The sequence below is a fragment of the Sphingomonas corticis genome, assembly GCF_012035195.1.
Taxonomy (GTDB): domain Bacteria; phylum Pseudomonadota; class Alphaproteobacteria; order Sphingomonadales; family Sphingomonadaceae; genus Sphingomonas; species Sphingomonas corticis.
Genome location: NZ_JAAVJH010000005.1, coordinates 175,444 through 201,513, shown reverse-complemented (window position 1 = coordinate 201,513; position 26,070 = coordinate 175,444). Strand labels below are relative to the sequence as shown.

The 26,070-nt window shown below is 71.3% G+C and carries 21 protein-coding genes; 10 read left to right on the top strand and 11 right to left on the bottom strand.

Annotated features, from left to right (window positions below; translation table 11 throughout):
• Positions 1 to 45 precede the first annotated feature (45 nt).
• The 10 genes from HBH26_RS09970 to HBH26_RS09925 all read left to right on the top strand — a co-directional run bounded on the left by HBH26_RS09970 (position 46) and on the right by HBH26_RS09925 (position 12,141).
• The gene (locus HBH26_RS09970; protein WP_209308460.1) at positions 46 to 1,275 is read left to right on the top strand and encodes an efflux RND transporter periplasmic adaptor subunit; all 1,230 of its coding nucleotides are present in this window, start codon (positions 46 to 48) and stop codon (positions 1,273 to 1,275) included.
• Positions 1,276 to 1,281: 6 nt separating this feature from the next.
• Positions 1,282 to 4,482 (top strand): efflux RND transporter permease subunit, encoded by a 3,201-nt coding sequence (locus HBH26_RS09965; protein ID WP_168134445.1) that lies wholly within the window; start codon positions 1,282 to 1,284, stop codon positions 4,480 to 4,482.
• A gap of 4 nt (positions 4,483 to 4,486) precedes the next feature.
• Positions 4,487 to 5,974 (top strand): efflux transporter outer membrane subunit, encoded by a 1,488-nt coding sequence (locus HBH26_RS09960; protein ID WP_168134444.1) that lies wholly within the window; start codon positions 4,487 to 4,489, stop codon positions 5,972 to 5,974.
• A gap of 65 nt (positions 5,975 to 6,039) precedes the next feature.
• Entirely contained in the window at positions 6,040 to 6,303 is a 264-nt protein-coding gene (locus HBH26_RS09955; protein WP_168134443.1) for a hypothetical protein, read from the top strand.
• A gap of 84 nt (positions 6,304 to 6,387) precedes the next feature.
• The gene (locus tag HBH26_RS09950; protein WP_168134442.1) at positions 6,388 to 8,793 is read left to right on the top strand and encodes a DUF3772 domain-containing protein; all 2,406 of its coding nucleotides are present in this window, start codon (positions 6,388 to 6,390) and stop codon (positions 8,791 to 8,793) included.
• Positions 8,794 to 8,899: 106 nt separating this feature from the next.
• Positions 8,900 to 9,418, top strand: a complete 519-nt coding sequence (locus HBH26_RS09945; RefSeq protein WP_168134441.1) for a YciE/YciF ferroxidase family protein — start codon at positions 8,900 to 8,902, stop codon at positions 9,416 to 9,418.
• 3 nt (positions 9,419 to 9,421) lie between these two features.
• Positions 9,422 to 9,946 (top strand): SRPBCC family protein, encoded by a 525-nt coding sequence (locus HBH26_RS09940; protein ID WP_168134440.1) that lies wholly within the window; start codon positions 9,422 to 9,424, stop codon positions 9,944 to 9,946.
• Complete coding sequence (locus HBH26_RS09935; RefSeq protein WP_168134439.1) at positions 9,943 to 11,121, top strand: zinc-dependent alcohol dehydrogenase; 1,179 nt, start codon at positions 9,943 to 9,945, stop codon at positions 11,119 to 11,121. Before HBH26_RS09940 ends, HBH26_RS09935 begins: the two co-directional genes overlap by 4 nt.
• Positions 11,122 to 11,133: 12 nt before the next feature.
• Positions 11,134 to 11,892 carry an SDR family NAD(P)-dependent oxidoreductase gene (locus HBH26_RS09930; protein WP_168134438.1) on the top strand — a complete coding sequence of 253 codons (759 nt, stop codon included), beginning with the start codon at positions 11,134 to 11,136 and terminating at the stop codon, positions 11,890 to 11,892.
• Between the two features lie 15 nt (positions 11,893 to 11,907).
• Positions 11,908 to 12,141, top strand: a complete 234-nt coding sequence (locus tag HBH26_RS09925) for a hypothetical protein (RefSeq protein ID WP_168134437.1) — start codon at positions 11,908 to 11,910, stop codon at positions 12,139 to 12,141.
• A 69-nt stretch (positions 12,142 to 12,210) separates the two neighbouring features.
• Here the strand turns inward: HBH26_RS09925 and HBH26_RS09920 are convergent, their stop codons facing one another.
• The 11 genes from HBH26_RS09920 to HBH26_RS09870 all read right to left on the bottom strand — a co-directional run bounded on the left by HBH26_RS09920 (position 12,211) and on the right by HBH26_RS09870 (position 26,046).
• On the bottom strand, positions 12,211 to 12,927 hold the full coding sequence (locus HBH26_RS09920; RefSeq protein ID WP_168134436.1) for a Crp/Fnr family transcriptional regulator: 717 nt from the start codon (positions 12,925 to 12,927) through the stop codon (positions 12,211 to 12,213).
• Entirely contained in the window at positions 12,924 to 13,322 is a 399-nt protein-coding gene (locus HBH26_RS09915; RefSeq protein ID WP_168134280.1) for a response regulator, read from the bottom strand. The genes HBH26_RS09920 and HBH26_RS09915 overlap by 4 nt, the downstream gene beginning before the upstream one ends.
• The gene (locus HBH26_RS09910) at positions 13,319 to 15,193 is read right to left on the bottom strand and encodes a PAS domain-containing sensor histidine kinase (protein ID WP_168134435.1); all 1,875 of its coding nucleotides are present in this window, start codon (positions 15,191 to 15,193) and stop codon (positions 13,319 to 13,321) included. Before HBH26_RS09910 ends, HBH26_RS09915 begins: the two co-directional genes overlap by 4 nt.
• A 66-nt stretch (positions 15,194 to 15,259) precedes the next feature.
• Positions 15,260 to 16,960, bottom strand: a complete 1,701-nt coding sequence (locus HBH26_RS09905) for a carboxypeptidase regulatory-like domain-containing protein (protein WP_168134434.1) — start codon at positions 16,958 to 16,960, stop codon at positions 15,260 to 15,262.
• Positions 16,957 to 19,014: a DUF4175 domain-containing protein gene (locus tag HBH26_RS09900; protein ID WP_168134433.1), complete on the bottom strand. Its 2,058-nt coding sequence runs from the start codon at positions 19,012 to 19,014 to the stop codon at positions 16,957 to 16,959. Before HBH26_RS09900 ends, HBH26_RS09905 begins: the two co-directional genes overlap by 4 nt.
• Positions 19,011 to 20,120 (bottom strand): BatA domain-containing protein, encoded by a 1,110-nt coding sequence (locus HBH26_RS09895; protein WP_168134432.1) that lies wholly within the window; start codon positions 20,118 to 20,120, stop codon positions 19,011 to 19,013. Before HBH26_RS09895 ends, HBH26_RS09900 begins: the two co-directional genes overlap by 4 nt.
• Positions 20,117 to 20,989: a DUF58 domain-containing protein gene (locus HBH26_RS09890; protein ID WP_168134431.1), complete on the bottom strand. Its 873-nt coding sequence runs from the start codon at positions 20,987 to 20,989 to the stop codon at positions 20,117 to 20,119. Before HBH26_RS09890 ends, HBH26_RS09895 begins: the two co-directional genes overlap by 4 nt.
• A 111-nt stretch (positions 20,990 to 21,100) precedes the next feature.
• Positions 21,101 to 22,081, bottom strand: a complete 981-nt coding sequence (locus HBH26_RS09885) for an AAA family ATPase (RefSeq protein ID WP_168134430.1) — start codon at positions 22,079 to 22,081, stop codon at positions 21,101 to 21,103.
• 121 nt (positions 22,082 to 22,202) lie between these two features.
• Positions 22,203 to 22,898, bottom strand: coding sequence for a DUF4159 domain-containing protein (locus HBH26_RS09880; RefSeq protein ID WP_168134429.1), 696 nt, complete (start codon positions 22,896 to 22,898; stop codon positions 22,203 to 22,205).
• 150 nt (positions 22,899 to 23,048) lie between these two features.
• Positions 23,049 to 24,383, bottom strand: coding sequence for a TldD/PmbA family protein (locus HBH26_RS09875; protein ID WP_168134428.1), 1,335 nt, complete (start codon positions 24,381 to 24,383; stop codon positions 23,049 to 23,051).
• A 25-nt stretch (positions 24,384 to 24,408) separates the two neighbouring features.
• Positions 24,409 to 26,046: a metallopeptidase TldD-related protein gene (locus HBH26_RS09870; protein ID WP_168134427.1), complete on the bottom strand. Its 1,638-nt coding sequence runs from the start codon at positions 26,044 to 26,046 to the stop codon at positions 24,409 to 24,411.
• Between the last annotated feature and the right edge of the window lie 24 nt (positions 26,047 to 26,070).

Below are 26,070 nucleotides of genomic sequence, written 5' to 3'. Positions count from 1 at the left end.
GTGAGTGATCGATCACTCACATTTATCATCCTCGGCGAGTTTGTCATGACCTTTGTGCGCCTGACCCTTCCTGCGGTGCTCCTCACGCTGTCGGCGTGTGGCGGCGGCGGCGACTCGCAACAGCAGGGGCAAGCGCCGCAGGGTCCGCCCACGGTGCAGGTCGTGCAGGTGCAGCCCCAGGCAGTGACGCTGACGACGACGCTGCCCGGCCGGACCACCGCGTTCGAGACGTCGGAGGTGCGCCCGCAGGTCAACGGCCTGGTCCTGGCGCGGCTGTTCGAGGAGGGCGACAACGTCACCAAGGGGCAGGCGCTCTATCGCATCGACCCGCAGCCCTATCTGACGCAGGTGGCGAGTGCGCGCGCTTCGCTGGCGCGCGCCCGCGCCGCCATCGCGTCGAGCGAGGCGCTGACGCGGCGCTACGGCGAGCTGGTGAAGATCAACGCCATCGCCCGCCAGGAATATGAGAATTCGATCACCTCGTCGCAGCAGGCGCGCGCCGACGTCGCCGCACAGCAGGCGGCGCTGCGATCCGCGCAGATCGACCTTGCCCGCACCACCATCCGCGCGCCCATCTCCGGCCGGATCGGCCGATCGGTGACGACGACCGGCGCGCTGGTGTCCGCCGCGCAGACCAATGCGCTGACCACCATCCAGAAGCTGGACCCGATCTACGTCGACGTGCCGCAGTCGAGCGCGGACCTGCTGAAGCTGCGCCAGCAGCTGATGGCGGGAGAGCTGACGCGCGGCGGCGGCGCGGCGAAGGTCCGGTTGCGGCTGGAGGACGGCAGCGTCTATCCGATCGAGGGCGAATTGCAGTTCGCCGACGTCAGCGTCGACCCCGCGACCGGATCGCAGGTGATCCGCGCCCGCTTCGCCAACCCCCGCGGTCTGCTGCTGCCCGGCATGTACGTGCGCGCCGAGCTGATCCAGGGCACCGAGCCGGACGCGCTGCTGGTGCCGCAGCGCGCCGTCACGCGGGACGAGCGCGGCCAGGCCAGCGCGCTGGTCGTCGGCGCGGACGGCAAGCTCCAGCCGCGCATCCTGACGACGACGCGCACGATCGGCGACAATTGGATCGTCACCAAGGGCCTGAACGCGGGCGACAAGGTGGTGATGGAGGGAGCGATGATGCTGCGGCCCGGCATGGCCGTGCGCGCGGTGCCGTGGAACCCGAACGCCAAGCCCCAGGGTCAGCAAGCGGGGGGTCAGCAGGCGGGGGGTCAGCAGGCGGGGGGTCAGCAGGCCGCACCGTCGCAGGCTCAGGCGAAGTAACCTCCCATGTCCCGCTTCTTCATCGACCGGCCCATCTTCGCATGGGTCATCGCCATCGTGCTGATGCTGGCCGGCGTCATCGCGATCCGCAGCCTGCCGGTCGCGCAATTTCCGGAAATCGCGCCGCCCACCGTGACGGTGAACGCCGTCTACCCCGGCGCCGACGCCGAGACGCTGGAGCGCACCACCACGCAGATCGTCGAGCAGCAGCTGCGCGGCATCGACAATCTGCGCTACTTCTCCTCCTCCTCGTCCTCGTCGGGCAACGTCACGATCACGCTGACGTTCGAGCAGGGGACCGATCCCGACATCGCGCAGGTCCAGGTGCAGAACAAGCTGCAGGCGGCGACGCCGCTGCTGCCGCAGGAGGTGCAGCGGCAGGGCCTGCAGGTGCAGAAATCGGCGGCGAGCTTCCTGGTGATCGTCGGCCTGTATTCGACCGACGGCAGCCACACCGCGACCGACCTGTCCGACATGGTCGTCTCGCGCCTGCAGGATCCCGTCAGCCGCGTGTCCGGCGTGGGCGAGTTGCAGGTGTTCGGCGCGCAATATGCGATGCGCATCTGGCTGGATCCGCTGAAGCTGAACAACTACCAGCTGACGGTGGCGGACGTGACCGCAGCGGTGCAGGCGCAGAACGCGCAGGTCTCCGCCGGACAGATCGGCGCGCAGCCCGCTCCCAAGGAGCAGATGCTGAACGCGACCGTCTCCGTCCAGTCGCGGTTGCAGACGCCCGAGCAGTTCGCGCAGATCCGGCTGAAGACCGGCGCGGACGGCGCGATCGTGCGCCTGGGCGACGTCGCGCGGCTGGAGCTGGGCGCGGAGAATTACGGTTTCGACACCCGCTACAACGGGCAGCCGGCGTCGGGCTTCGGCGTCCGCCTGGCCGCGGGCGCGAACGCGCTCGACACGGTGGAGCTGGTGAAGGCACGCGTGAACGAGATTGCGCGGCAGTTCCCCGCCGACGTGAAGGTCGTCTACCCCTTCGACACCACGCCTTTCGTCCGCCTGTCGGTCGAGCAGGTGATCGAGACGCTGATCGAGGCGGTCGTCCTCGTCTTCCTCGTGATGTTCCTCTTCCTCCAGAACTGGCGCGCCACGATCATCCCGACGATCGCGGTGCCGGTCGTGCTGCTGGGCACCTTCGGCGTGATGGCGGTGGCGGGGTTCACCATCAACACGCTGACGCTGTTCGGCATGGTGCTGGCGATCGGGTTGTTGGTCGACGACGCGATCGTGGTGGTGGAGAACGTCGAGCGGCTGATCCAGGACGAGGGCCTCAGCCCCAAGCAGGCGGCACGCAAGTCGATGGACGAGATCTCGTCCGCGCTGGTCGGCATCGGTCTCGTCCTGTCCGCGGTGTTCCTGCCGATGGCCTTCTTCGGCGGATCGACCGGCGTCATCTATCGCCAGTTCTCGATCACCATCGTCAGCGCCATGGTGCTGTCGGTGCTGGTCGCGCTGATCCTGACGCCGGCGCTGTGCGCCACCATCCTGAAGCCGCACGATCCGGACAAGCACGAGGGCAAGGGGCCGATCGCGCGCTTCTTCCGCTGGTTCAACGACCGGTTCGACCGCACGCGCGACCGCTACGTCGCCGGCGTGAAGTATGGCGCGCGCAACTGGGTGCGGTCGGGCGTGGTCTTCCTGCTCGTGGTCGCGGGAATGGTGCTGCTGTTCGTGCGGCTGCCCAGCGGCTTCCTGCCGGACGAGGACCAGGGCACGGTGATCGCGCTGGTCCAGGGGCCGTCGGGCGCCACCACGGCGCGCACCGACAAGGGCCTGGCGCTGATCCGCGACCATTTCCTGAAGGCGGAAGGCGCGAACGTCGCGTCGGTCTTCACGATCAACGGCTTCAGCTTCGCCGGACAAGGGCAGAATGCGGGCCTGGCCTTCATCAGCCTGAAGGATTGGGCGGACCGTTCCGGCGCGGAGAACAAGGCGCAGGCGATCGCCGGACGCGCGATGGGCGCGTTCAGCCAATATACCGACGGCATGATCTTCGCGCTGGTGCCGCCCGCGGTGCAGGAGCTGGGCAATGCCACCGGTTTCGACGTGCAGCTGGTCGACGTCGCGGGGATCGGCCACGAGAAGCTGACGCAGACGCGCAACATGATGCTGGGCATGGCGGCGCAGGACAAGCGACTGGCGCAGGTCCGCCCGCTCAGCCTGGAGGACGCGCCGCAGCTGAAGGTGGACGTCGACCAGGACAAGGCGGGGGCGCTGGGGCTGGACCTCGCGTCGGTCAACTCCACGCTGTCGACCGCCTGGGGCGGCGCGTACGTCAACGATTTCATCGATCGCGGCCGGGTGAAGCGCGTGTACGTTCAGGCGGACGCGCCCTTCCGCCTGCGGCCGGAGGATGTCGGGCAGTTCTTCGTGCGCGGGGCGGCCGGGCAAATGGTCCCCTATACCGCCTTCTCGACGCTGGAATGGGCGCTCGCCCCCGTGCAGCTGACGCGGTACAACGGCCAGCCGGCGATGCAGATCCAGGGCTCGCCGGGACCCGGCGAAGCCACCGGCGCGGCGATGGAAGCGCTGGAGGAGATCCACGCGAAGCTGCCGCCGGGAACGGCGCTGGAATGGACCGGCCTCTCCTATGAGGAGCGGCTGTCCGGCGGGCAGGCGCCGATGCTGTACGGCCTGTCGCTGCTGATCGTGTTCCTGTGCCTCGCTGCGCTTTACGAGAGCTGGTCGGTGCCGATCTCCGTGCTGCTGGTGGTGCCGCTGGGCGTCGTCGGCGCGCTGCTCGCCGCGGCGATCACGGGGCTGAACAACGACATCTACCTTCAGGTCGGACTCATCACGACCATGGGCGTGGCGGCGAAGAACGCGATCCTGATCGTCGAGTTCGCCGAGGAGCGGATCGCCGAGGGCATGAGCGCCTTCGACGCCGCGGTGGAGGCGGCGCGACTGCGCCTTCGGCCGATCATCATGACCAGCCTCGCCTTCATTTTCGGCGTGCTGCCGCTGGCGCTGTCGACCGGCGCGGGCGCCGGCGGGCAGAACGCCATCGGTCGCGCGGTGGTGGGCGGGATGCTGACCGCCACGATCCTCGCCATCTTCCTCGTGCCGATGTTCTTCGTCGTCGTCGTCCGCCTGTTCGGCGGCGACAAGAAGGCGCAGGCGGAGGCGCAGGAGCACCGCCACCACGACCAACACGACCGCGCGCACGACGGCGACGAGCCCGCGCGCGAAGGAGCCTGATCCCGTGACCCGCTTCCTGCCCCTGCTGCTGGCCGCCACCGCGCTCAGCGCCTGCAACCTGGCGCCCAAGTACGAGCGGCCCACCGGCGCCGTGCCGGTCGCGCTGCCCGAGGGCGGCATCTACCCGCGCGCCGCCACGGACGCGCCGGACATCACGAAGATCGGCTGGCGCCAGTTCTTCGTCGATCCCCGGCTGGTGCAGGTGATCGACACCGCGTTGCAGAACAACCGCGACCTCGCCATCGCGGCGGGCAACGTGCTTCAGGCGCGGGCGCAGTATCGCGTGACGCGCGCCGACCTGGTGCCCACCACCAACGTCTCCGCCGGCGCGACCTATACGAACAACATCTTCGGCGCGCAGGGCGGCGCGACGCCGGGCGCGGGCGGGACGCCGGGCGCCGGTGGCGGTGCGGGTGCGGGCGGCGTGGGCGCCGGCGGGGCGGCGGCGGGTGCCACCTCCTCCAATATCGAGATCTACACCGCCAATGCGGGCTTCTCCGCCTTCGAGCTCGACCTGTTCGGCCGGGTCCGCAACCTGAACCGGGCGGCGCTGGAACAGTATTTCGCCAGCGAGGAAGCGCAGCGCAGCGCACGCATCAGCCTGATCGCCGAAGTCGCGACCGCCTGGACGACGATGGCGTCCGACCAGGACCAGCTGCGGCTGGCGCGCGAGACGCTGAAGACGTTCGAGGAGACGCTGCGGCTCACCCGCGCGCAGTTCCGCATCGGTGTCGCCAGCGAGCTGGAGGCGCGGCAGGCGGAGACGAACTACCAGGCGGCCCGCAACGACATCGCGACGGCGACGACGCGGGTGGCGCAGGACCAGAATGCGCTGAACCTGCTGGTGGGCACCACCGTGCCGGCGGAGCAGCTGCCCACCGGCCTCGCCGCGGCGCCGGTGACGCGCGACGCGCTTCCCCCGTCGCTGTCGTCGGAGGTGCTGTTGCGGCGGCCCGACGTGCTGCAGGCCGAGCATCAGCTGATCGCCGAGAACGCCAACATCGGCGCGGCCCGCGCGGCGTTCTTCCCGCGCATCTCGCTGACCGCAACGCTGGGCACCATCTCGACCGCACTGTCGGGTCTCTTCGGCGGCGGCACCTTCACCTACTCCGCCTCCCCGCAGGCATCGCTGCCGCTGTTCGACGGCGGGCGCAACCGGGGCAACCTCGACTACGCCCGCGCCTCGCAGAAGGTGGCGGTGGCGACCTACGAGCGCGCCATTCAGACCGCCTTCCGCGAGGTGGCCGACGCGCTGGCGCAGCGCGGCACGATCGAGGAACAGGTATCCGCCCAGTCCGCCCGCGCGGAGGCAGCGCTGGTCGCCGCGCGCCTGTCCGACGCGCGATATCGGGCGGGGGTCGATTCGTTCCTCGTCTCGCTGGATGCGCAGCGGGTGTCCTACGGTGCGCAGCAGCAGCTCGTCACGACGCGGCTGAACCGGGCTAACAACCTGATCGAATTGTATCGCTCGCTCGGCGGCGGGCTGGAGTGAGCGGCTTTTACCGGGATCGAAACTGCGGTATGGTGCCTTTCCTATAAGACATAGGAGAGCGCGCGATGGGCATCGAAGGCTTGGCGACCCCCCGGCAGGACGAGACGATGGTCATCCTGCAGACCCTCCTGTGCCTGATGCGCGAAAAGAACCTGCTGAGCCGCGCCGATATCGAGGAATTGTGCGACCGCGTATCGATGCGCGCGACCCAGGCCGAGCGCGACCCCCTCCCCTGCTGTGCCGAAGCGGCGCACGCCGCGGCGGGCGAGATGGCGCGGATCGGCGGCTATATCGGCCGGCAGTACGGCGGCAAGCACCGTCGCGGCTGATCCGATCGCGGACGCCACGCGGCGTCCGTCCCGCCCCGTTCCGGTAACGTAGCCCAATCGGGGCTCGCGCGTTAACGTCACGCGATGCTCCCCCGCCTGCCCTTCCTCGCCTGCCTGTTCCTCGCGTTGCTGCTGGCCGGTCCGCCGGCCGCCGCGCAGACGCCGCCGGCCGAGACCACGCGCTCGCTGGCGCAGGCGGAGGGCGATCTTCGCGCGGTCGACCGGGCGCTCGACGGCCGGGTCGACGCCGACGCCCGCACCGCGCTGCGGACGAAGGCCGCCGCCGCGCAGCAGGCCGCCCGCGGCGCCGCCGCCGACATCGCCGAGCAACTCGCGCTGGTGGAGGCGCGGATCGCGGGGCTCGGGCCCGTCACCGCGGGCACCACGGAAGAGCCCGAGATCCGCGCCCAGCGCCAGCGGCTCGCCGCGGAGCGTGCGGCGCTGGACGCCGCGACCAAGCGCGGTCGCCTCGCCGACGTCGAGGCACAGCAGCTGCTGGACGAGATCGCCCGCGGACAGGCCGAGCAACTCAACCAGACGCTGTCCACCCGCGTCGCCTCGCCGATCACTCCTGCGTTCTGGCAGGCGGTGGTGCGCGCGGTGCCGCGAGACTGGCGCCGCATCGACGTGTTCCTGCGCGACGGCAGCGCGCAGGTGGTGCTGCAGTGGCGCGGCGCGCCGCCGTGGCAGGCGCTGCTCGGCGTCGTGCTGGCGGTGGCGCTGCTCTTTCCCGTACGGGCGGCGGGGCGGCGCATCGGCCAGCGCTACCTGATCGGCAGCACGCCGGGGCATCGGGTGCGGCGGTCGGCCTTCGCGATCTTCAGCGTGACGGTGGGCACCGTCACGCCGCTGCTCGCCGCGCTGGCGCTGGTGCAGGGGTTCCGCTGGGCCGGCCTGCTGCCGGAGCGGTGGAGCGCGCTGCTGGACGGACTGGTCACCGCGACCGGCTTCGCCGCCTTCGTCGGCGCGGTGTTCGGCGCGGTGCTGATGCGCAGCCAGCCGTCGTGGCGGATCGCGCCGATCGCCGACGAGACGGCGACGCGCGTGCGCCCGCTGTCGTGGATGCTGGCCGCGCTCGCCTTCGCCAGCATCCTGATCGACGCGTTCAACGCCGCGGTGGGCGCCAGCCAGGCGGCGATGGTGGCGACGCAGGCGATCGAGGCGCTGCTCCACCTGCTGCTGATCGGCTGGTTCCTGCTGCTGCTGGGCCGCCTGCGCGTCGAGCGCGCCGCGGCGGAGGATGCCGGCAGCCTGACCACCAGCGCGGGGCTGGGCGCGGTGACGCTGGTGGCGTGGCTGCTGGTCGGCGCGGCGGCGATTGCGTTGCTGGCGGGGTACATCGGACTCAGCATCTTCGTCGCGCGGGTGATCGTGTGGACGGTGATCCTGGCCTCGGCGCTGTTCCTGCTGATGCACGCGGCGGACGACGTGGCGACCAGCCTGTTCCAGCGCGACAGCCGCGTCGGGCAGGCGCTGGTCCGCGGCCTGGGCCTGCGCCCCAGCCTGGTCGACCAGTTCGGCCTCCTGCTGTCCGCCACGTTGCGCCTGGCGCTGGTGCTGCTGTCGCTGGGGCTGCTGCTCAGCCCGTTCGGCGCGGGCGGGGTCGGCGGCATCTTCGGCCGTCTGGGCAGCTTCGCGCAGGGGGTGGAGGTGGGCGGGATCGCGATCTCGCCGGGCGCGATCCTGCGATCGGTGGCGGTGCTGGTCATCGGTCTCGCGCTGGTGCGCGGCTTCATGGGCTGGCTGGAGAAGCGCTACCTTCCCGCCACCGACCTCGACGGGTCGGGACGCAATTCGGTGGGCCTGATCGCGCGTTACGTCGGAATCGCGCTGGCCGTCATCTGGTCGCTCGCCTCGCTCGGCATCGGAGTGGAGCGGATCGCGCTGCTGCTCTCCGCGCTGTCGGTCGGCATTGGCTTCGGCCTGCAGGCGATCACGTCCAACTTCGTCTCCGGCCTGATCCTGCTGACCGAACGGCCGATCAAGATCGGCGACTGGATCCGCGTCGGGACCGACGAAGGCGACGTGAAGCGGATCAGCGTGCGCTCTACGGAGATCGCGCTCGCCGACCATTCCACGCTGATCGTGCCCAATTCGGAGCTCATCACGAAATCGGTGCTGAACAAGACGCTGGCGATGCCGCTGGGCCGCATCCAGATCCAGTTCTCCGTTCCGCTGGACGAGGACGCGCAGAAGGTGCGGCGGATCGTGCTGGACGCGTTCGAGGCCGAGGCCGCGGTGCTGGCGGAGCCGGCTCCCGCCGCGTTCGTCGACGCGATCACCGACGGGCGCATCCTGTTCAACTGCTTCGCCCATGTCGCATCCCCGCGCGACGCCTATGGCGCGCGCTCCAACGTGTTCCTGGCACTGCTCCACCGCTTCCGCGAGGAGGGGATCGACATCGGCACGGTGCCGCAAAGGCTGGAGCTGGCGACTGGGCCGGGGCTGGGACCGGGCATTGACATCGTGCCTCGTTCCACCCCCAACTGACGTAGATCACCCTGTTTTTCCGAAACCGGCGCGGCGCGGGCACGTTCTTCGCGACAGCTGCCGGCCGTTGGTCGGCGCCTTCCTCCCGCATGGAAAGGACAAGGCGATGGGCCTCTTCACCAAGGATATCGCGACGCTGGACGACCTGTTCGTCCACACGCTGCAGGACATCTACTACGCCGAGCATCAGATCACGAAGGCGCTGCCGAAGATGATCGACAAGGCGACCGACCCCTCGCTGAAGCAGGGATTCGAGACTCACCTGCGTGAGACGGAAGGGCAGATCGCGCGGCTCGAGCGCGTGTTCGAGATGCACGGGCAGACGCCCAAGGCCGTCACCTGCCCCGCGATCGACGGCATCATCAAGGAAGCCAACGAGGTGGCGGGCGAGATCAGCGACAAGGCGGTGCTGGACGCCGCGCTGATCGCGGCGGCCCAGGCGGTCGAGCATTACGAGATCACCCGCTACGGCACGCTGATCGCCTGGGCGCGCGAACTGGGCCGCGACGATTGCGCCGCGGTGCTGGAGGAGACGCTGGCGGAGGAAAAGGCCACGGACGACAAGCTGACGCAGATGGCCGAGACCAAGGCCAACACGCGCGCGAAAACCGCCGAGCCCGCCTGAGCCATGGCGAGCGACGACGCGCCGAAGAGCGCATCGAGAGACGGCGACGCGCCGATCGCGCGCGCCGTCACCATCAACCGCCCGCGCGCCGAGCTGTACGCATATTGGCGCGACTTCGCGAAGCTCGCGACTTTCATGGAGAATGTCGAGCGGATCGAGGTGATCGACGAGAAGCGCTCGCACTGGGTCGTGAAGGCGCCTGCGGGGAGTACCGTCGAGTGGGACGCGATCGTCACCGAGGACGATCCCGGCGCGCTGATCGCATGGGTTTCCGGCGACGGCGCCGACGTGCCCAACAGCGGACGGGTGGAATTCCGCGATGCCGGGCAGCGCGGCACCGTGGTGACGGCGACGATCGACTACGATCCCCCCGCGGGCATCGTCGGCAAGGTGATCGCCAAGCTGTTCCAGCGCGAACCCGCCATCCAGGCGCGGCGCGACCTGCGCCGCTTCAAGCAGCTGATGGAAACCGGTGAGATCGCCACCGGCGCGCGCAACCGGCGCGAGCACGAGGAGAGAGACGCATGAAGGCGATCGCCTGGCACGGGAAGCACGACGTGCGCGTCGACAACGTCGACGATCCCGAGATCCTGAACCCGCGCGACGCCATCATCCGCGTCACCTCGACCGCGATCTGCGGTTCCGACCTGCACCTGTACGACGGTTACATCCCCACGATGAAGTCGGGCGACATCCTGGGCCACGAATTCATGGGCGAGGTGGTGGAGACCGGCGCGAAGTCGACGCTGAAGAAGGGTCAGCGCGTGGTGGTGCCGTTCACCATTTCGTGCGGCAGCTGCTACCATTGCGGAAAGCACCAATATTCGGCCTGCGACAACGGCCTGCCCGCCGACAACCAGGACATCGCGCAGACGCTGTACGGCCAGCCGATGTCGGGCCTGTTCGGCTACAGCCACATGACCGGCGGATACGCCGGCGGCCAGGCGGAATATGTCCGCGTGCCGTTCAGCGACGTCGGCCCGATCGTGGTGCCGGACGGCGTGGACGACGAGAAGGTGCTGTTCCTCAGCGATATCCTGCCGACCGGCTGGATGGCGGCGGAGAATGCGGAGATCGAGCCCGGCGATATCGTCGCCGTGTGGGGATGCGGGCCGGTCGGCCTGTTCGCCGTGCAGTCCGCATTCCTGATGGGTGCCGAGCGCGTGATCGCGATCGACCATTTTCCCAACCGGCTGGCGCTCGCCAAGCGGTTCGGCGCGGAGACGATCAACTACGAGGAGACCGCGGTCTACGACGCGCTGATGCAGATGACCGGCGGCATCGGACCGGACGCCTGCATCGACAGCGTCGGGCTGGAGGCGCACGGCTTCTTCGGCGACAACGTGATCGACCAGATCAAGGTCTCCACCTTTCTGGGCACCGACCGCGCGCATGCCAACCGGCAGGCCATCCTGGCGTGCCGCAAGGGCGGGCGCGTGTCGATGCCCGCGGTGTACGGCGGCTTCGTCGACAAGTGGCCGCTCGGCGCCTTCATGGAGAAGGGTCTGACGCTGAAGACGGGCCAGACCCACGTCCAGCACTACATGCCCGGCCTGCTCGCCGCGATCATGGAGGGCAAGATCGACACCACCTTCCTCATCTCGCACCGCATGGCGCTGGAGGAAGGGCCGCAAGGTTACAAGATGTTCCACGACGATCAGGACAATGTGACCAAGGTCGTCCTGAAGCCCGGCACTGCCTGAGAGGATACGCACATGGCACGAAAATTCGCGATCATCACCGGCGCCTCGACCGGCATCGGTGCCGAGCTGGCGAAGCTGGCGGCGGCGGAAGGCTACGACCTGCTGCTGGCGGCGGACACGCCCTTCACCGACGTGCCCGCGGGGGCGCAGACGATCGAACTGGACCTCTCCACCACCGACGCGGTCGACCGCCTGGTCGAGGCGGCAGCGGGGCGGCAGGTGGACCTGCTGTGCGCCAACGCGGGCCGGGGCCTGGGCCACGCGTTCCTGGACCAGCCGGTCGACGAGTGGCGCCACGTGGTGGAGACGAACATCACCGGCACGGTCTACCTGCTCCAGCGCGTGCTGAAGGAAATGGCGGCGCGCAACGACGGCAAGGTGCTGGTGACGGGCTCCATCGCCGGCTTCATGCCCGGCACGTACCAGGCCGTGTACAACGGCTCCAAGGCGTTCGTGGACAGCTTCGTCGACGCGATCCGCGCCGAATTGTCCGATCGCGACGGCATCACCATCACCACGCTGATGCCTGGGCCGACGGACACCGAGTTCTTCCGCCGCGCCGGCATGGACGACACGAACGTCGGCACCAGCGAGAAGGACGATCCCGCGGCGGTCGCGAAGACCGGGTGGGACGCGCTGATGTCCGGCCGCGGCGACGTGGTCCACGGGCTGAAGAACAAGCTGCAGGCGGCGGCGGCGCACGTCCTGCCCGAGAAGGTGACGGCGGAGATGCACCGGCGCATGGCGGAGCCGGGGTCGGGCAGCGACTGACCGCTAAACCATGTGATGGAAGCCGCGCTCGCGAAGGACCACACCGGAGTTCTGCCGGACGAGGGCGATCTCATGTCACAGGGCGAGCAGGACTATCTGCAACAGCGGGCACGCCAGGAACGGGCCCGCGCCGCGCGATGCCACGACCACGGCGTCGCGCGGATCCACCACCTGCTCGCGGAGGAGTATGACCGGCGCGCGCTGGGCGTCCTGGCGCGCGCGCAGATGGCCTCCGCGCGGGAACGGTGAGCGGAGGAACCCGCCCCGCCCCGGACACGTCCTTAGACTTCTCTCGGGACGAACGGGTCGAGATCGCGTCTAGCCGGCGGCGGTCACCCGCACCGGCGCACGGCCGACCTGGCGGGCCAGCGCGGCGGGATCGTGGATCACCAGCTCCTTCGACTGCCAGCTGAGCTCGCCCGCGCGGCGAGCCTGTTGGAGCATCCGGTTGACGTGGACGGCGGTGAGTCCGAGCGCGTCCGCCAGCACCTCCTGCGTCAGCGGAAGGACGAAGCGGCCGTGGCTGGCGAGCCCGGCAAACTCCAGGCGCTCCAGCAGTTCGAGGAACAGGTCGGCGATCCGCTCGTGCGCGTTCAACCGGCCCAGCCGTGCGATCTGCGCCAGCAGATACGCCTCCTCGCGCGCGCGGCTGACGGCATAGGCCTGCGCCAGCGCGGGGGCAGCCGCGATGTCGGGCGCGGTGCAGACCGCCACCGGGGTCATCGCGATGATCGTGGCGGAGGAGACGGGGTTCTCCTGCCCGCACAGGCCGACGAGATCGCCGGGCAGCGTGAAATTCATGATCTGGCGACGGCCGTCGCCGAGGATACGGATGCGCGCCGCCCAGCCGCGCACGACCAGCAGCGTCTCCTTTACCTCGCGCCCCTCGATCATCAGCTCGCGGCGCGGGGCGATCTTGCGCGATCGGGCGATCGCCGCCTGCAGCGCCTGCCTGGCGGTCTGGTCGAGCGGTGCCAGCGCTTCCAGCCGGCGCAGCGCCGGCGCGTCGATGTGGCGATAATCTTCGGCGATCATGACGGATGTCCTCGCTTGACCAGGTCTCCGGCGAGAGCGACCAGCGCGTCGGCGACGAAGGGTTTGGCCATCCGCGGTGCCGCGCGGTAGCGTTCGGGCATCGACCATGCGTCGTAGCCGGTCAGAAAGAGCACCGGCACGCCCCGACGTTCCAACGCCTCCGCTACCGAATAGGATGCCTCCCCCGCCAGGTTGACGTCGAGCAGCGCCATGTCGAGCGCCTCCATCTCCACCAGTCGCAGTGCGGCACCCACCTCGCCGACCGGCCCCACGACGGTGGCACCCGCCTGATCGAGCGCGCGGCGCAGGTCGGCCGCGATGAAATATTCGTCCTCGACGATCAGGATGCGCTGCCCCGTGATGGGGGCACCGCCGCTCGCGCCCGGCGCGCTCACAGCAGCCGTCCCATCAGCGCGTCCGGCACCTGGCCTTCGGCCGGCAACGGCACGCGGATGTCGCAGCACACCCCGCCGCCGCGGAACGCAAAGTCGGTGACGGCGCCGAGGCGGTATGGCAGAGCGTGTTCGATCAATTCGCGTCCAAACCCTTCTCGCGGCGGGACCGGCACGACCGGGACCCCTTTTTCCGTCCATGTAAGGTTCAGGACACGGGAACCTCTACCATCCATGTTAACGAACCAGCGAATGTCGAGCGTCGCGCTCGGCGTTTTCAAAGCGCCATATTTCAACGCGTTGGTTGTCAGCTCATGGATGGCGAGTCCGATTGACGCCACCGCATCCACCGGCAGCTCCACGTCCGGTCCGGACAGGGTGACGCCGCTGCCCGGCCCGTCGCTGACGCCCACGCTGAGCAGCTCGTCCCGGATCAGATTCTCCAGGTCGACGGTGCCCGCCACGCTCTGCGCGACGACCACCTGCGTGCGCGCCAGCGCGTCCAGCCGCCCGCGGAAATGATCCAGCAGGTCGTCCACGTCGATGCTGCGCTCCGCCGTGCGGTTCAGCACCGACCGCACCACCGTCAGGATGTTGCGGACACGGTGCTGCAATTCCGCCAGCAGCGATTCCTGCCGCTGCTGGAGCCGACGGAGGTCGTCGATGTCGGTGGAGGTGCCCAGCCACTCGACAATGCGGCCGCGCCGGTCGCGCACCGGCGTCGCGCGGGTCTGGAACCAATGGTAGGTACCGTCCGACGCATTGCGCAGCCGGCCGTCCATCTCGAGTTCGCCCGCGCGCACCGCTTCCGACCAGAAACGCAGCGCGCCCTCCCGATCGTCGGGATGCAGCGCCTCCAGCCAGCCGTGGCCGACGCAATCGGCCTGCGTCTGCCCGGTGTACTCGGACCATTGCGGGCTGCACCACGTCCACTCGCCGCCGTCCACGGCACGCCAGACGAGTTGCGGAATGCCTTCCACCAGCGTCTGCAGCCGATGCTCGCTCTCGCGCACCGCGTCCTCGGCATGCTTGCGTTCGGTGATGTCGAGGTCGTTGCCGACGATCCGCACCGCCCGGCGCTCGCCGTCCACGGTGTCGAAGCGGACCTGCGCGGAGGTGAGGATCCAGCGCTCGCCCGCGGGCGTCCGGATGCGATGCTCGAACGCGTAGCGGCCGGGCCCGGCGGGATCGCAGGCATCCGCGATCAGCTGCCGGACCTGCGCGAGATCGTCGGGATGGACGATGCCCTCCAGGATCCTGTCGGCGCGCAGGGTGCCCTCGGCGGGCTGCTGGAACAGCGCGCGGAAGCGGTCGTTCGCCTCCACATCGCCGCTGGCCAGGTTCCAGTCGAAGATGCCGAGGTCGGTCACTTCGGTGGCCAGCCGAAGCCGCTCCTCGCTCTCCTCCAGCGAGCGGCGCGACAGCACCTCCTCCGTGGTCTCCGTCGCGAAGGAGATGAAACCGCCGATCGAGCCGTCCTCCAGCCGCACCGGCGTCCAGCTGAAGGTGAACCAGCTCATCGGCCGCCCCGGCCGGCCGGTCAGCGCAAAGGGCTGGTCGACGAGCAGGTGCGACTCGCCCGCCATGACCGCGGCGAGCATCACGCGCTGGTCCTTTTCCGGCCACACCGCGGCGAACGGGAGGCCCAGCGCGTGGGGGTGCTTGTCGCCCAGGATCGGCAGGTAGCTGTCGTTGTAGAGCGACAACACCTCGTCGCCCCAGCCGATGTAGACCGGCTGGCGCGCGGCGAGCATGACGTCGACCATCGCCTTCAGCGGGACGGGCCAGCGATCGATCGGCCCCATCGACGTGGCGGCCCAATCGTGCTCGCGCACACGCCGCGCCATCTCGCTCGATCCGGTCGGCCAGTTCATGGATCAATCCCGCTCATGGCTCGTCCTGCGCGATCCGGCCGAAGCATAGCACTCGCCGGCGGCACTTCAACGTTTCTCGACGCTTATCGCCCCACGCCCCCGCCGTTCGAACCACCACAAAGCGGCGGCGACGGCGAGGAAGGCGAGCAGCCAGGGCCAGGACGCGCCGGGGATCGGCGCGGGCGCCGCCGCGGCCGGCGTGGGGTCGCCGGGCATCGCCGCCAGTCGCAGCGTCGCGGCACGCCGGTCCGCCGCGCGCAGGCCGGGGATCGCGGCCGCCTCCGTCACGTGGAAGGGCAGGCGCGCCGATCCGTCCGCCAGCACGTGCCAGCCCGCGGTCCGCGGCCAGTAGCCCGCGCATCCGCCGTCCGGCAGCAGAGCCACGCGCGTCCCGTCCGGCGCGACCACCTGCGCCCCCGGCCCCGCGCCGCACACGGTCGTGCGCTCGCCGACGACGGGCCAGTCGGATACGCTCGGCGTCCGCGATGCCGCCGGGCGGGCCAGCGTGGCGACCGCGTCGGCGGACAAGGCGTCGAACCGCTCGCCGTGACCGGACGGCACCAGCGCGGCCGCGTCGGCGAGCGTCCACACGCCGACCCGGCCGAGCCCGCGCGCGCGCCAGGCGGCGAAGGGGACGCCGGCGGCGTCGCGCCCGAGCGTCACGCCACCGGGCGCCAGAGCGTCCCAGCGCGTCAGCACCGGCACGTCCGCCCCGCCGAGCCGCGCCGGCTTCCCGCCCCGCCCCGCCCCGCCCACCGGCGCGCCGAGTGCGGCCCAGCCGGCGCGGACGCCGGCAGGCAGCGGCGCGGTGACGCGCAGCAGCAGCCCCAACCCGCCGCGCACCGCCGCCGCCAGCGCGCCCCGCTCGCCACCGCCGAGCCCCGCCCAGCGACGATCGTCCAGCACGACGAGATCGAAGCGCGCCAGCGTGGCGGCGGTCAGCGGCGAAGGATGCTCGCCCAGGTCGATACCGGCACCCGCGGTCTGGCTGACCGTGGCGGCGATCCCGGCATCGGCGGCCCAGCGGCGCCAGTATTTCACCTCGGGCCCGGGCGCCCCGGCGAGGTAGAGCACGCGTACCGGCGCACTCGCCGTTACGACGACGGGCACCGGCGCCGCCTCCCCGCCGCGCAGGCGGACGCGGAACAGCGCGACGCCGGGCACGCGCGCCGCGCCTTGCAGGACGAAGCTGCCGTCCTGCGCCGCGCCGGCCGCATCGACGACGCGGCCCGCGGGATCGAGCAGTTCGACGCGCGCGCCGGCGGCGCCCGCCACCTGCCCGCCGACGCGGAACGGCGCGCCCGGCGCGACCCGCGCTGGCGGGGCGAGCGCGACGAGCCCGGGACGCGGCGCGGCGGGCACGAACGCGACGCCCACGGTGCGCGCCACGTCCCGGTCGCGCGGCTCCAGCCCCTGGCCCAGGACGCGGATGCGGCGGGTGCCGGGATGTGCGCGCAAGGCGGTGGCGAGGTCGGGCACGCGCACCGGCGCACTGCCGCGCGGCGCCTCCGGCAGCGCGATGTCGGCGCTGCCCGGGGAGGCGCCGCGGGTGGCGACGGCCAGCTCCGGATCGGTCGCGGGGCCGGTGGGCGGCGGATAGAGCGTGAGGAACAGCAGCACGGCCAGCACCGGCTGCGCCGTCAGCAGCAGCGCCAGCCGGCCTGCGGGCGGGCGCGCCGGGGCGGCGCGGCGCCACCCGATCAGCCGGATCCAGCCGACCGCCACCGCCAGCGCGAGCAGCGCTGCCGTCCACCGCTCCGCCGTCATCGCGCGCCGCCGATCGCGTCGAGGTAGCGCCGCCCCGCCGCACTCGCGCCGGCGCGACGCGCGGCTCCCGCGGGGGGACGCGACAGCGCCTCCCACACCAGCCCGCGCAGCCTGGCCCGGCAGGCGGCGCAGGCGGGATCGCGCCGCACCGCGTCGCGTGCCGCGGCGAGCGCGAGCGGGTCGCGCACCGCGGCACCGGCGAGGAAGCGGTCGAGCGCCGCGGTGTCGCCGCGGCCCACGCCGTCCACCGCGGCCCAGGCGCGCGCGGCCGCGGCCTCGTCGCCGTCGCGCGCGGGAAGCGCCAGCATCGTCGGCGCGATGTCGTCGCGCTTGCCCGTCATGCGGCGGGCCGCGTCGATCGGCGGCAGCTCGCTGCCGACCTTGGCGAGGAATACGCGGGTCGCCTGCTGCACCTGCTTGATGAGCACTAGCGCGCGGTTGGCGAAGGGCAGCGCCCGCGCCGGGTCGCCCCCCCGCAGCGCGCCCTCGGACTGCCACATCTGGTCCACCGCCTCGGTCAGGCGGGCGTGCGTTTCCGGATCGAACAGCGTCGCCGCCTCACCCTCGTCGTGGGCGTGGCCGAACTCGCCCAGCACGTCCTCCGCGCGGCCGACCAGGGGCGTGCCGGCGGGACCGTGGTCGTGGCCGTCGTCCGGGCTGTGGACGTCGGCGGCGGGCGCCTCCGCGTCGCTGGTCGGCATCGCGTTGCTCGCGCCCTCGGTCTCGCCGCCGAGGAAGTTGCCGTAGCGCATCCTGAGCGCCCCCTGGTCGTCGCCGATCCGCTGCGCGCGCGCCAGGAAGGCGGCGGGGGACAGCCGCCGCCGCTCGCGCAGCAGCGCCTGCGCATCGATGATGACCTGCCGCTGGCTCGTCAGATAGGCAGGCAGCGCGACGCGCACACCGACGTCCAGCCCGGTCCCGAGATCGCTCTGCGGCGGCTTGCGGCGCAGGATCAGGCTGGGGCCTCGCACGACGTGGCGCGCGCCGTCGGTGACGACCAGCTGCGCGATCAGGTCCCCCGCCCCCGTCAGCCCCATCGCGGGCAGGTCCAGTGTCGTGGCGAAGCGGCGCGCGGTGGCCGCGCCGCTGCCGGAGAGGGCAAGCGTGCGCTCGCGGAAGGTCACCTGCTCGCCCTCCCCGCTGGCGGTGGTGACGACCAGGCGGGCGGCGGCGGCGACGCCGTAATCGTCGCGTGCCTCGAACGCGACGGTCCAGCCGCGCTGACCGGGCGTGGCGAGCGTCAGCGTCTCGCGCGGGGCGCGCACGACGACGCGCGGCGGCTGGTCCGCCACCGCGTCGATCCGGTGCAGCCGCCCCGCCGGCGCCCCGGCCGGCGCGACGCGGTACAGCCCCGAGCGCACCAGCGTCGTCGCTCCGCGCCAGCGCGCACCGGGGGCCAGCACCACGCGTCGCCCGTCGAGGAACGCCAGCGCGGCGGCGGCAGGCGCGGGATCGAAGGCGAGCGTCCACTCGATGCGCGACCCCGCGGGGACGCGCGCGTCCAGCGTCGCGAGATCGCGGGCCGGAAGGCCGGTGTAGGCGGGCGGCACGACGCGCAGCCGCTGCCCGGTCAGCGCCGGCACGCCGGGCACACGCGCGACGCCCTCGTCGCTCGGCGCCAGCGGCTCCTCGCGCGCGGCAGGCCACAGCAGGATCGCCGCGACCAGCGCCCCCGCCGCCAGCCAGGCGGCGGCGATGCGGCCGACCGGCCAGGGATCGGCGAGGTCGGTCGCCTCTTCGGCAATGCCCTGCGACACGCGCGCGAGCTGCAGGCGCTGGAGCGGACCCAGCGTGGCGGGATCGGCGAAGAGCAGGTCGGCGCTGTCCTGCGCCGCCGCGTGGCGAGCGTCGAGCCGGCGGACCAGCCAGCGCCGATCGAAGCGACGCGCGCGCCGCCACGCCGCCACGGCGGTCGCGGCCAGCAGCACGATCGCGAGCGGCAGCGACCACAGCGCCGTCGCCGCCGCGAGCGGCGCGCCGATGACGAGGGTGGCCACCCCCGCACGACGCTTCGCGGGGCGCGTCCAGCGCGCGGCGCGATCGGGCGCGCTCACGGCGTCACCGCGCGCCGGCGGCGCGTCGCGAGCCAGCGCTCGGCGAGGAACAGCAGCGCGACGGCGAGTGCCAGCCACGGGCGCAGGTCCGTGGTCGCGAGCCCCTCTCCCGCAGCGCGGTCGCCGATGACCGGCGCGAGGTCGCGCGCCGTCGCGCGCGACGGTCGAGCGCGAGGCGGCGCGATCGCCTCGGCGAGGCGATCGGGGAAATCCGGCTCCACGAGCGCGGGCAGCGCGGCGGGGACCAGCGGGCGCACGAAGCGCAGCATGCGCCCGCGCCCTACCGCCGTGCCCTCGGCAACCGATGCGCCCAGCCGGTCGCGCCAGACCGTCTCCGCGCCGGGCAGCGAGGCGGTGACCGGCAGCAGCACCACGTTGCCACGCGCCGCGAAGTCGCGCACCTTGTCCGGCACCGCGCCGGGCACGAACCAGGCGAGCGCCCCGGCGTGCGGCAGCGGCGCGGCGGCGCTCCCCGCGTCGCGATGGCCGAGCGCGACGGCGGCGGCGCGGAGGTACGCCGCCCCCGCCACGCCGCCGTCGCGCACCGCCAGCCGCACCGCGACCGGCGTGGTCGCGCGCGGCGGCGCCATGCGGCCGGTCACCACCTGCCAGTCGACCGCGCGCGAAAGCACCGGCCGCTCGGCATCCGCGCCCTCGATGGTCGCGGGCACGCGCACGGTCAGCCGCGCGCCGGGGGGCAAGGTCGCGTCCAGCTCGCGCAGCAGGCTGGCGACGGGCACGTATCCCGCGGGCGCGGGGTCGGTGACCGGGGGGAAGCCGGGGGCGAGCCACACGGCCCGCTCGCCGAGGCCGCGCGTGTCGGCGCCGGGGACCGCGGCCACGATCGCGCGCGGCTGGGCCTCCCCGATCAGCACCGGGCGCGCGAAGAACAGCGCGAGCAGCGCCACCAGCAGCAGTCGCGCGACGAGCAGCGGCCACTCGTCGAAGCGCGGACGCTGCCGCGGCCGGGGCCGCTGCCGCAGCCAGCGGAGCGCGGCGAAGTCCGTCGGCACCGCCTGGGTGCGCCGCGCCAGGTGGACCAGCAGCGGGATCGCCACCGCCGCCAGCACCGCCAGCCCCGCGGGAAGGAGCAGCGCCGCCGTCACGCGAACAGCCGCCGCAGCGGCGCGTCGAGCGGCTCGTCGAGCACGTAGGTGGCGTGGCGGACGCCGTGCGCCTCCCATTCCGCCGTCAACGCGGCGCGCGCGTCGGCGAAGCGCGCGAGATAGTCGGCGCGCAGCGCGTCGGCGTCGCCCAGCAGTTCCTCGCCGGTCTCCGGATCGCGGAAGCGGTGGCCGCCGGCGAAGTCGAAGTCGCGCTCGGCGACGGTCAGCAGCTGGATCGCGACCACCTCGCGTCCGGCATCGGCCAGCCGCGTCGCGGTGGCGACCGCCGCGGGATCGAAGAAGTCGCTGAGCATCACGACGAGGTCACGCGCGGCGATCCGCTCGAACACCGGCGCCAGCCGGTCGGGCGCGGGGAAGCGCCCCGCCCCGCGCAGGGCGGCGAGCTCGCGCCGCAGCCGGTCGCGCTGGCGCACGCCGGCCGCGGGCTGCGCGAGCTCCAGCCCCTCCTGCGCCAGCACCACCCAGCCGAAGCGGTCGCCGCCCGCCAGCGCCAGCTCGCCCAACGCCGCCGCCATCGCGCGCGCCGCGGCCCAGCGCGTCCAGTCCGGCGCGCGCGCATCGGCCTGTGCCATGGACGCGGTGGCGTCCACCAGCGTCCACAGCGCGACCGGGCTTTCCCGCTCCGCCTCGCGCACGAAGAAGCGGTCGGCGCGCGCGTACAGCTTCCAGTCGATCTGGCGCGGCTCGTCGCCGGGCTCGTAGGGGCGGTATTGCGCGAATTCGAGCCCCGCGCCGCGGCTGCGGCTGGCATGCAGGCCAATGCCCCCCGCCCCGCTGGCGCGGCGGGTGACGAGGCGCAGCCCGGCGAGCCGCGCGCGCGTGCCGGGGGGGAGCGGATCGGCCGTCACGGGCGCGCCGCCACCGTTCGTGCCGAGCGAAGTCGAAGCACAGCCGCCATCGCTTGGCCTTCGACTGCGCTCAGGCCGAACGGAGGGTGCAAGGGACGGGAACCCACAGTGTCACGGCGCCGGCACCTGCGCCAACACGCCCGCGACCACGTCGTCCGCGCTCTTCCCGTCCGCTTCCGCGGCGAAGGACAGCAGCAGGCGGTGGCGCAGCACGGGCGCGGCGAGCGCGGCGACGTCCTCTCGCGTGGCGGCCAGCCGCCCGTGGAGCAGCGCGCGCGCCTTCGACGCCAGCACCAGCGACTGCCCCGCACGCGGCCCCGCGCCCCAGCGGACGTAGCGCGGGACCACCTCCGCCGCCGCGTCGCCCGGCCGGGTGGCGCGCACGATCCGCGTGATCCAGTCGACCAGCCCTTCGGACACGTGGACGTCGCGCACCAGCCGCTGGACCGCCACCACCTCGTCGGCGTCCATCACTTTGGGCACCGCGGCCTGCGCCGCACCCGTCGTCAGCCGCAGGATGGCCGCCTCCTCCGCCGCAGTCGGATAGCCGACGCGGACCAGCAGCAGGAAGCGGTCGAGCTGCGCCTCGGGCAGCGGATAGGTGCCGGCCTGTTCCAACGGGTTCTGCGTCGCCAGCACGAAGAACGGGCGCGGCAGTTCGTGCGTGACCCCGGCGTAGCTGACCGTGCGCTCCTGCATCGCCTCCAGCAGCGCGGCCTGCGTCTTGGGCGGGGTGCGGTTCAGCTCGTCGGCGAGCAGCAGGCTGGTGAAGACGGGCCCCTGCTGGAAGCGAAAATGGCGCTTGCCGGTGCCGTGGTCCTCCTCCAGCAGCTCGGTGCCCAAAATGTCGCTGGGCATCAGGTCCGGCGTGAATTGCACGCGGCGGAACGGCAGCTCCAGCGCCTCGCCCAGCGACTTGACGAGCAAGGTCTTGCCCAGCCCCGGCACGCCTTCCAGCAGGCAGTGCCCGCCGGCGAAGAGGCCGATCAGCAATTGCTCCACCACGTCCTGCTGCCCGACGATCGCCTGCGCGATGGCGGCGCGCAGGTCGGTGAGCTTCGCCAGCTGCGCCTGGATGTCGGCCTCGGTCATGCGGCACCTCGTTCCCCGGCGAAGGCCGGGGTCCCGTTGGGCGACGATCGTTGGCGGATGCTGCGCATCATCATGACGGTCTTCCCGACTGGACCCCCGCCTTCGCCGGGGAACGACGCCCTCACGCCGTCAGCGCGTACAGCACGATGTTCACCGCGAAGCGCGTGTTGTCGACCGCCAGAAAGCGCTTGTTGCGCCAATCGTAGTCCCATTCGCACCCGTAATCCTTGTTCGAATAGAGGAGGCCGAGGCGGCCGTTCACCGCGATGCCCTTGAGGTAGTCGTGGACCAGGTCGTCGCCCCAGCCGTTCAGCTCCAGCGCGGTCGGCGGGGGTCCGTCGAACTTGAAGAAGCGGCGGTAGATCGGGTGCGTGTTCGGCAGCTTCTTCAGCGCCGCAGCGCCGAAGATCGACGCCATCTGCCGTTCGAAGGATTTGGCGAACAGGCCGTCGATGTCGTGGTTGCAATCGTCCACCAGCACGAAGCCGCCGTTCCTCACGTAGTGCTCGAAATTGCGCCGTTCCGCGGGCGAGAATTCTACCAGCTTGTGCCCCGCCAGGTAGCAGAAGGGCGCGGTCAGCATCTTCGGATCGGCGAGCGCGACCACCCGCTCCTTGGGATCGACCCGCAGCGTGGTGTAGTCGATCAGCGACGTGATGACGTTGGACGGCATCCGCGCGTCCACGTCCCAGTCGCCGCTGTCGTAGCGCAGGCGCGTGAACCAGAAATCGTAGGCACCCGCGGCGTGGGCAGATCGCGGCAGAACCGTCGCCGCCGCCGCGCCGATGGCAGTGCGGAGGAATTGCTGACGATTCATCAGGCTATCCTACCACCTCGGCGAAAGCCGGGGTCCGGTTGGGAAGGCCGAAGTGATACAGGTTGCGCGTCGTCATGTCCGTTCGCCCAACTGGACCCCGGCCGTCGCCGGGGAGGCGAACCGATTGCGGCTCGCCTCCCACGGCGTTCCTCACACCGCGTCCGACAGCGAGGTGAAGGTGAAGTCGCGCAGCCGCATCGGGGGCAGGACCATCGTCAGCGAACTCTCATCACCGGCCACGCGCACCGGCTTGCCCAGCTCGTCGATGTTGTTGAGCATGATGACCGGCGATTCGTTGAAACGCAGGTTCTTGATCGGATATTTGATCTCGCCGTTCTCGATGTAGAAGGTGCCGTCGCGGGTCAATCCGGTCAGCAGCACGGTCTGCGGATCGACCATGCGGATGTACCACGTGCGGCTGACGAGGATGCCGCGCTGCGTCGTGCGGACCAGGTCCGCGGTCGACTTCGTGCCGCCCGCCATGATGATGTTGCCCGGCGTGCCGATCGCCTTCTTCCCCTGCTTCGCCGCCCAGAAGCGCGAATAGTCGAGGTTCATCACCTTGCCGTTCTGCACGATCGGCATCTTCTCGCGCGGGACGTAATCGTCGTCCCACGGCAGCACCGCGGCCTGCGGATCCCACGGATCGCTGGTGATGTTCACCTGCGGACCGAACACCTGCTCGCCCAGCTTGTTGCCGCCGCCCTTCTTCGACAGGAAGCTGCGCCCCTCGTCGGCGGAGCGCGCGTCGAAGAAGTTCAGCATGAAGCTGACGAGACCGGCCGCCGCCGCCGGCTCCAGGATGACGGTGTACTTGCCCGGCTCGATCGCCTTGGCGTCGACGGAGGCGCTCGCCTTGCGCATCGCGGTGCGGATCTCCGTGTCCGCGCTGAAAGCGGCGGAATCCTGCAGGTTGCGGCCGACCCAGCCGGAACCGCGCCCGTCCTCGGTCCGCACCGTGCAGGTGTAATCCATGCCGGTCGAACGCTGGTAGCCCGAATTCCCCTTGGAGTTGGCGAAGGCATAGAAGCTCTGCCCGTCCTCCAGGAAGCCGGCGGCGACCAGCTTCGCCGCGCGGCATGGCGCGATCGACTGCGCCGCCACCTGCGCGCGGGCCTCCGGCGTGAGCGCTGCGGTCGCCGCGGAGAAGGTGGGCGTCGCGCGATAGGCCTGCTTGTCGAGCACGGGCATGTACTCGGCATTCTCCGGCGCCAGCCGCGCGAGATCCTCGGCGCGACGCACGCAGCGCTCGATCGAGGCGTCGTCGAACTGGTTGATCGTCGCGACGCCGGTGCGCTTGCCGAACGCGACCTGCACGGCAAGGTCGGTGTCTTCGACGAGGCCCGCGGTAGACACGTCGTTGCGCGCGAAGCGGACGTTGCCCTTGATCGAGCCGGTCAGCGTCGCGGAGCATTCGTCCGCCTTCGACATCTTCACGGCCTTGGCGCAGATCGCGCGGGCCTCAGCTTCGGTAAACAGAGCCATTCTCTACTCTCCCCTGCGCTCGAGCTCAGCCGAGCGAGCGCGCGGTGTTGATGACGTTGATGCCGTTGAAGCGCGTGGTCGACGATCCGTGGCTGACCGCGGAGACCTGCGAGGGCTGGCCCTTGCCGTCAAAGAAGCTGCCGAACAGGCGATAGTCGCTCTCGTCGCAGCTTCCCGCGCAGGCGGACCAGAATTCCGGCGTGCGCATCTGATAGGCGACGTCCTCGATCTGCTGCGTGATCTTGCCGTTCTTGATCTCGTAGAACAATTGCCCGCCGAACTGCGCGTTGTAGCGCTGCTGGTCGATCGAGAACGAACCGTCGCCGATGATGTAGATGCCGTTCTCCACCCCCGCGATCATCTGCGCGGGCGACATCTTGGCCTTGCCGGGCTGGAGCGAGACGTTCGCCATGCGCTGGAACTGCACGCTGGACCAGCTGTCGGCGTAGCAGCAGCCGTCCGACTCCTTCTTGCCGAGAATATGCGCCTGGTCGCGGATCGTCTGATAATCGACCAGCGTGCCGTCCTTGATCAGGTCCCACTTCTTCGTCTTCACGCCCTCGTCGTCGTAGGCGACGGCGCCGAGCGAGCCGGGCTGCGTCTTGTCGGCGACGATCGTCACCTTGTCGCTGCCGTACTGGTACGCCGCCTTCTGCTTGTCGAGCGTGGCAAAGCTGGTGCCGGCGTAATTCGCCTCGTAGCCGAGCACGCGGTCGAGCTCGAGCGGGTGGCCGACGCTCTCGTGGATCGTGAGGCCGAGGTGGTTGGGATCGAGCACCAGGTCGTACTTGCCCGGCTTCACCGAGGGCGCGGTCAGCTTTGCGCGCGCGTTCTTCGCGGCGGCGATCGCGTCCTCCTTCATGTCGTACGAGCGCTTGTACGTCGTGACGCCCGCGGGCGTCACGGTCTTCTCCGCAGGTGCGCCGTCGAGATATTCGAAGCCCATGCCCATCGGGGCCGACAGACCCTCGCGGCTGCGGAACTTGCCGGTCGCCTTGTCGATGACCGTCGCCGTCATCGGCGCCCAGATGCGGTGCACGTCCTGGTCGATGTACGACCCGTCGGTCGAGGCGAAATACTTCTGCTCGTTCACGAGGAACAGCATCGAGTTGACGAAGTTCGCGCCCGCGCCGATCGCGGCGGCGTTGACGCCCAGCAGCAGGTCGACCTTGTCCTTGATCGGCACGGCCATGCTGTTCTTGACGATCGGCGTCTTCCAGCTGACCTCGCCGACGCCCGGCGTGGGCGCCAGCTGCACCGGCGCGGACTGGTTCTTCGCATTGGCCTTGGCGATCGCCACCGCCTGTCGCGCGGCGGCGGCGACGGCGTCGTCGGTCAGCGCGTTCGTCGCGGCGAAGCCCCAGGCACCGCCGGCGATCACGCGGATGCCGACCCCGGTGGACTCGGTGTTGACGATATTCTGCACGTTCGCCTCGCGCGTGATGACGAACTGGCGCAGGTACCGCCCGACGCGCACGTCGGTATAGGTCGCCCCGGCGGAGCGCGCGGCGCCCAGCGCCGCATCGGCCAGCCGCTTCTTCAGCGAGGCGTCCACGGCGGACTGAAGCTCCTGTTCGGCGATGGCGCGGCCCGGAAACGCGGATAGCAGCAGACCGGCCGCGCCCACCTTGCCGGTGGCGGCCAGAAAATCACGTCGAAGCACTTGTCGCTCCCCCAACCCTTTGGA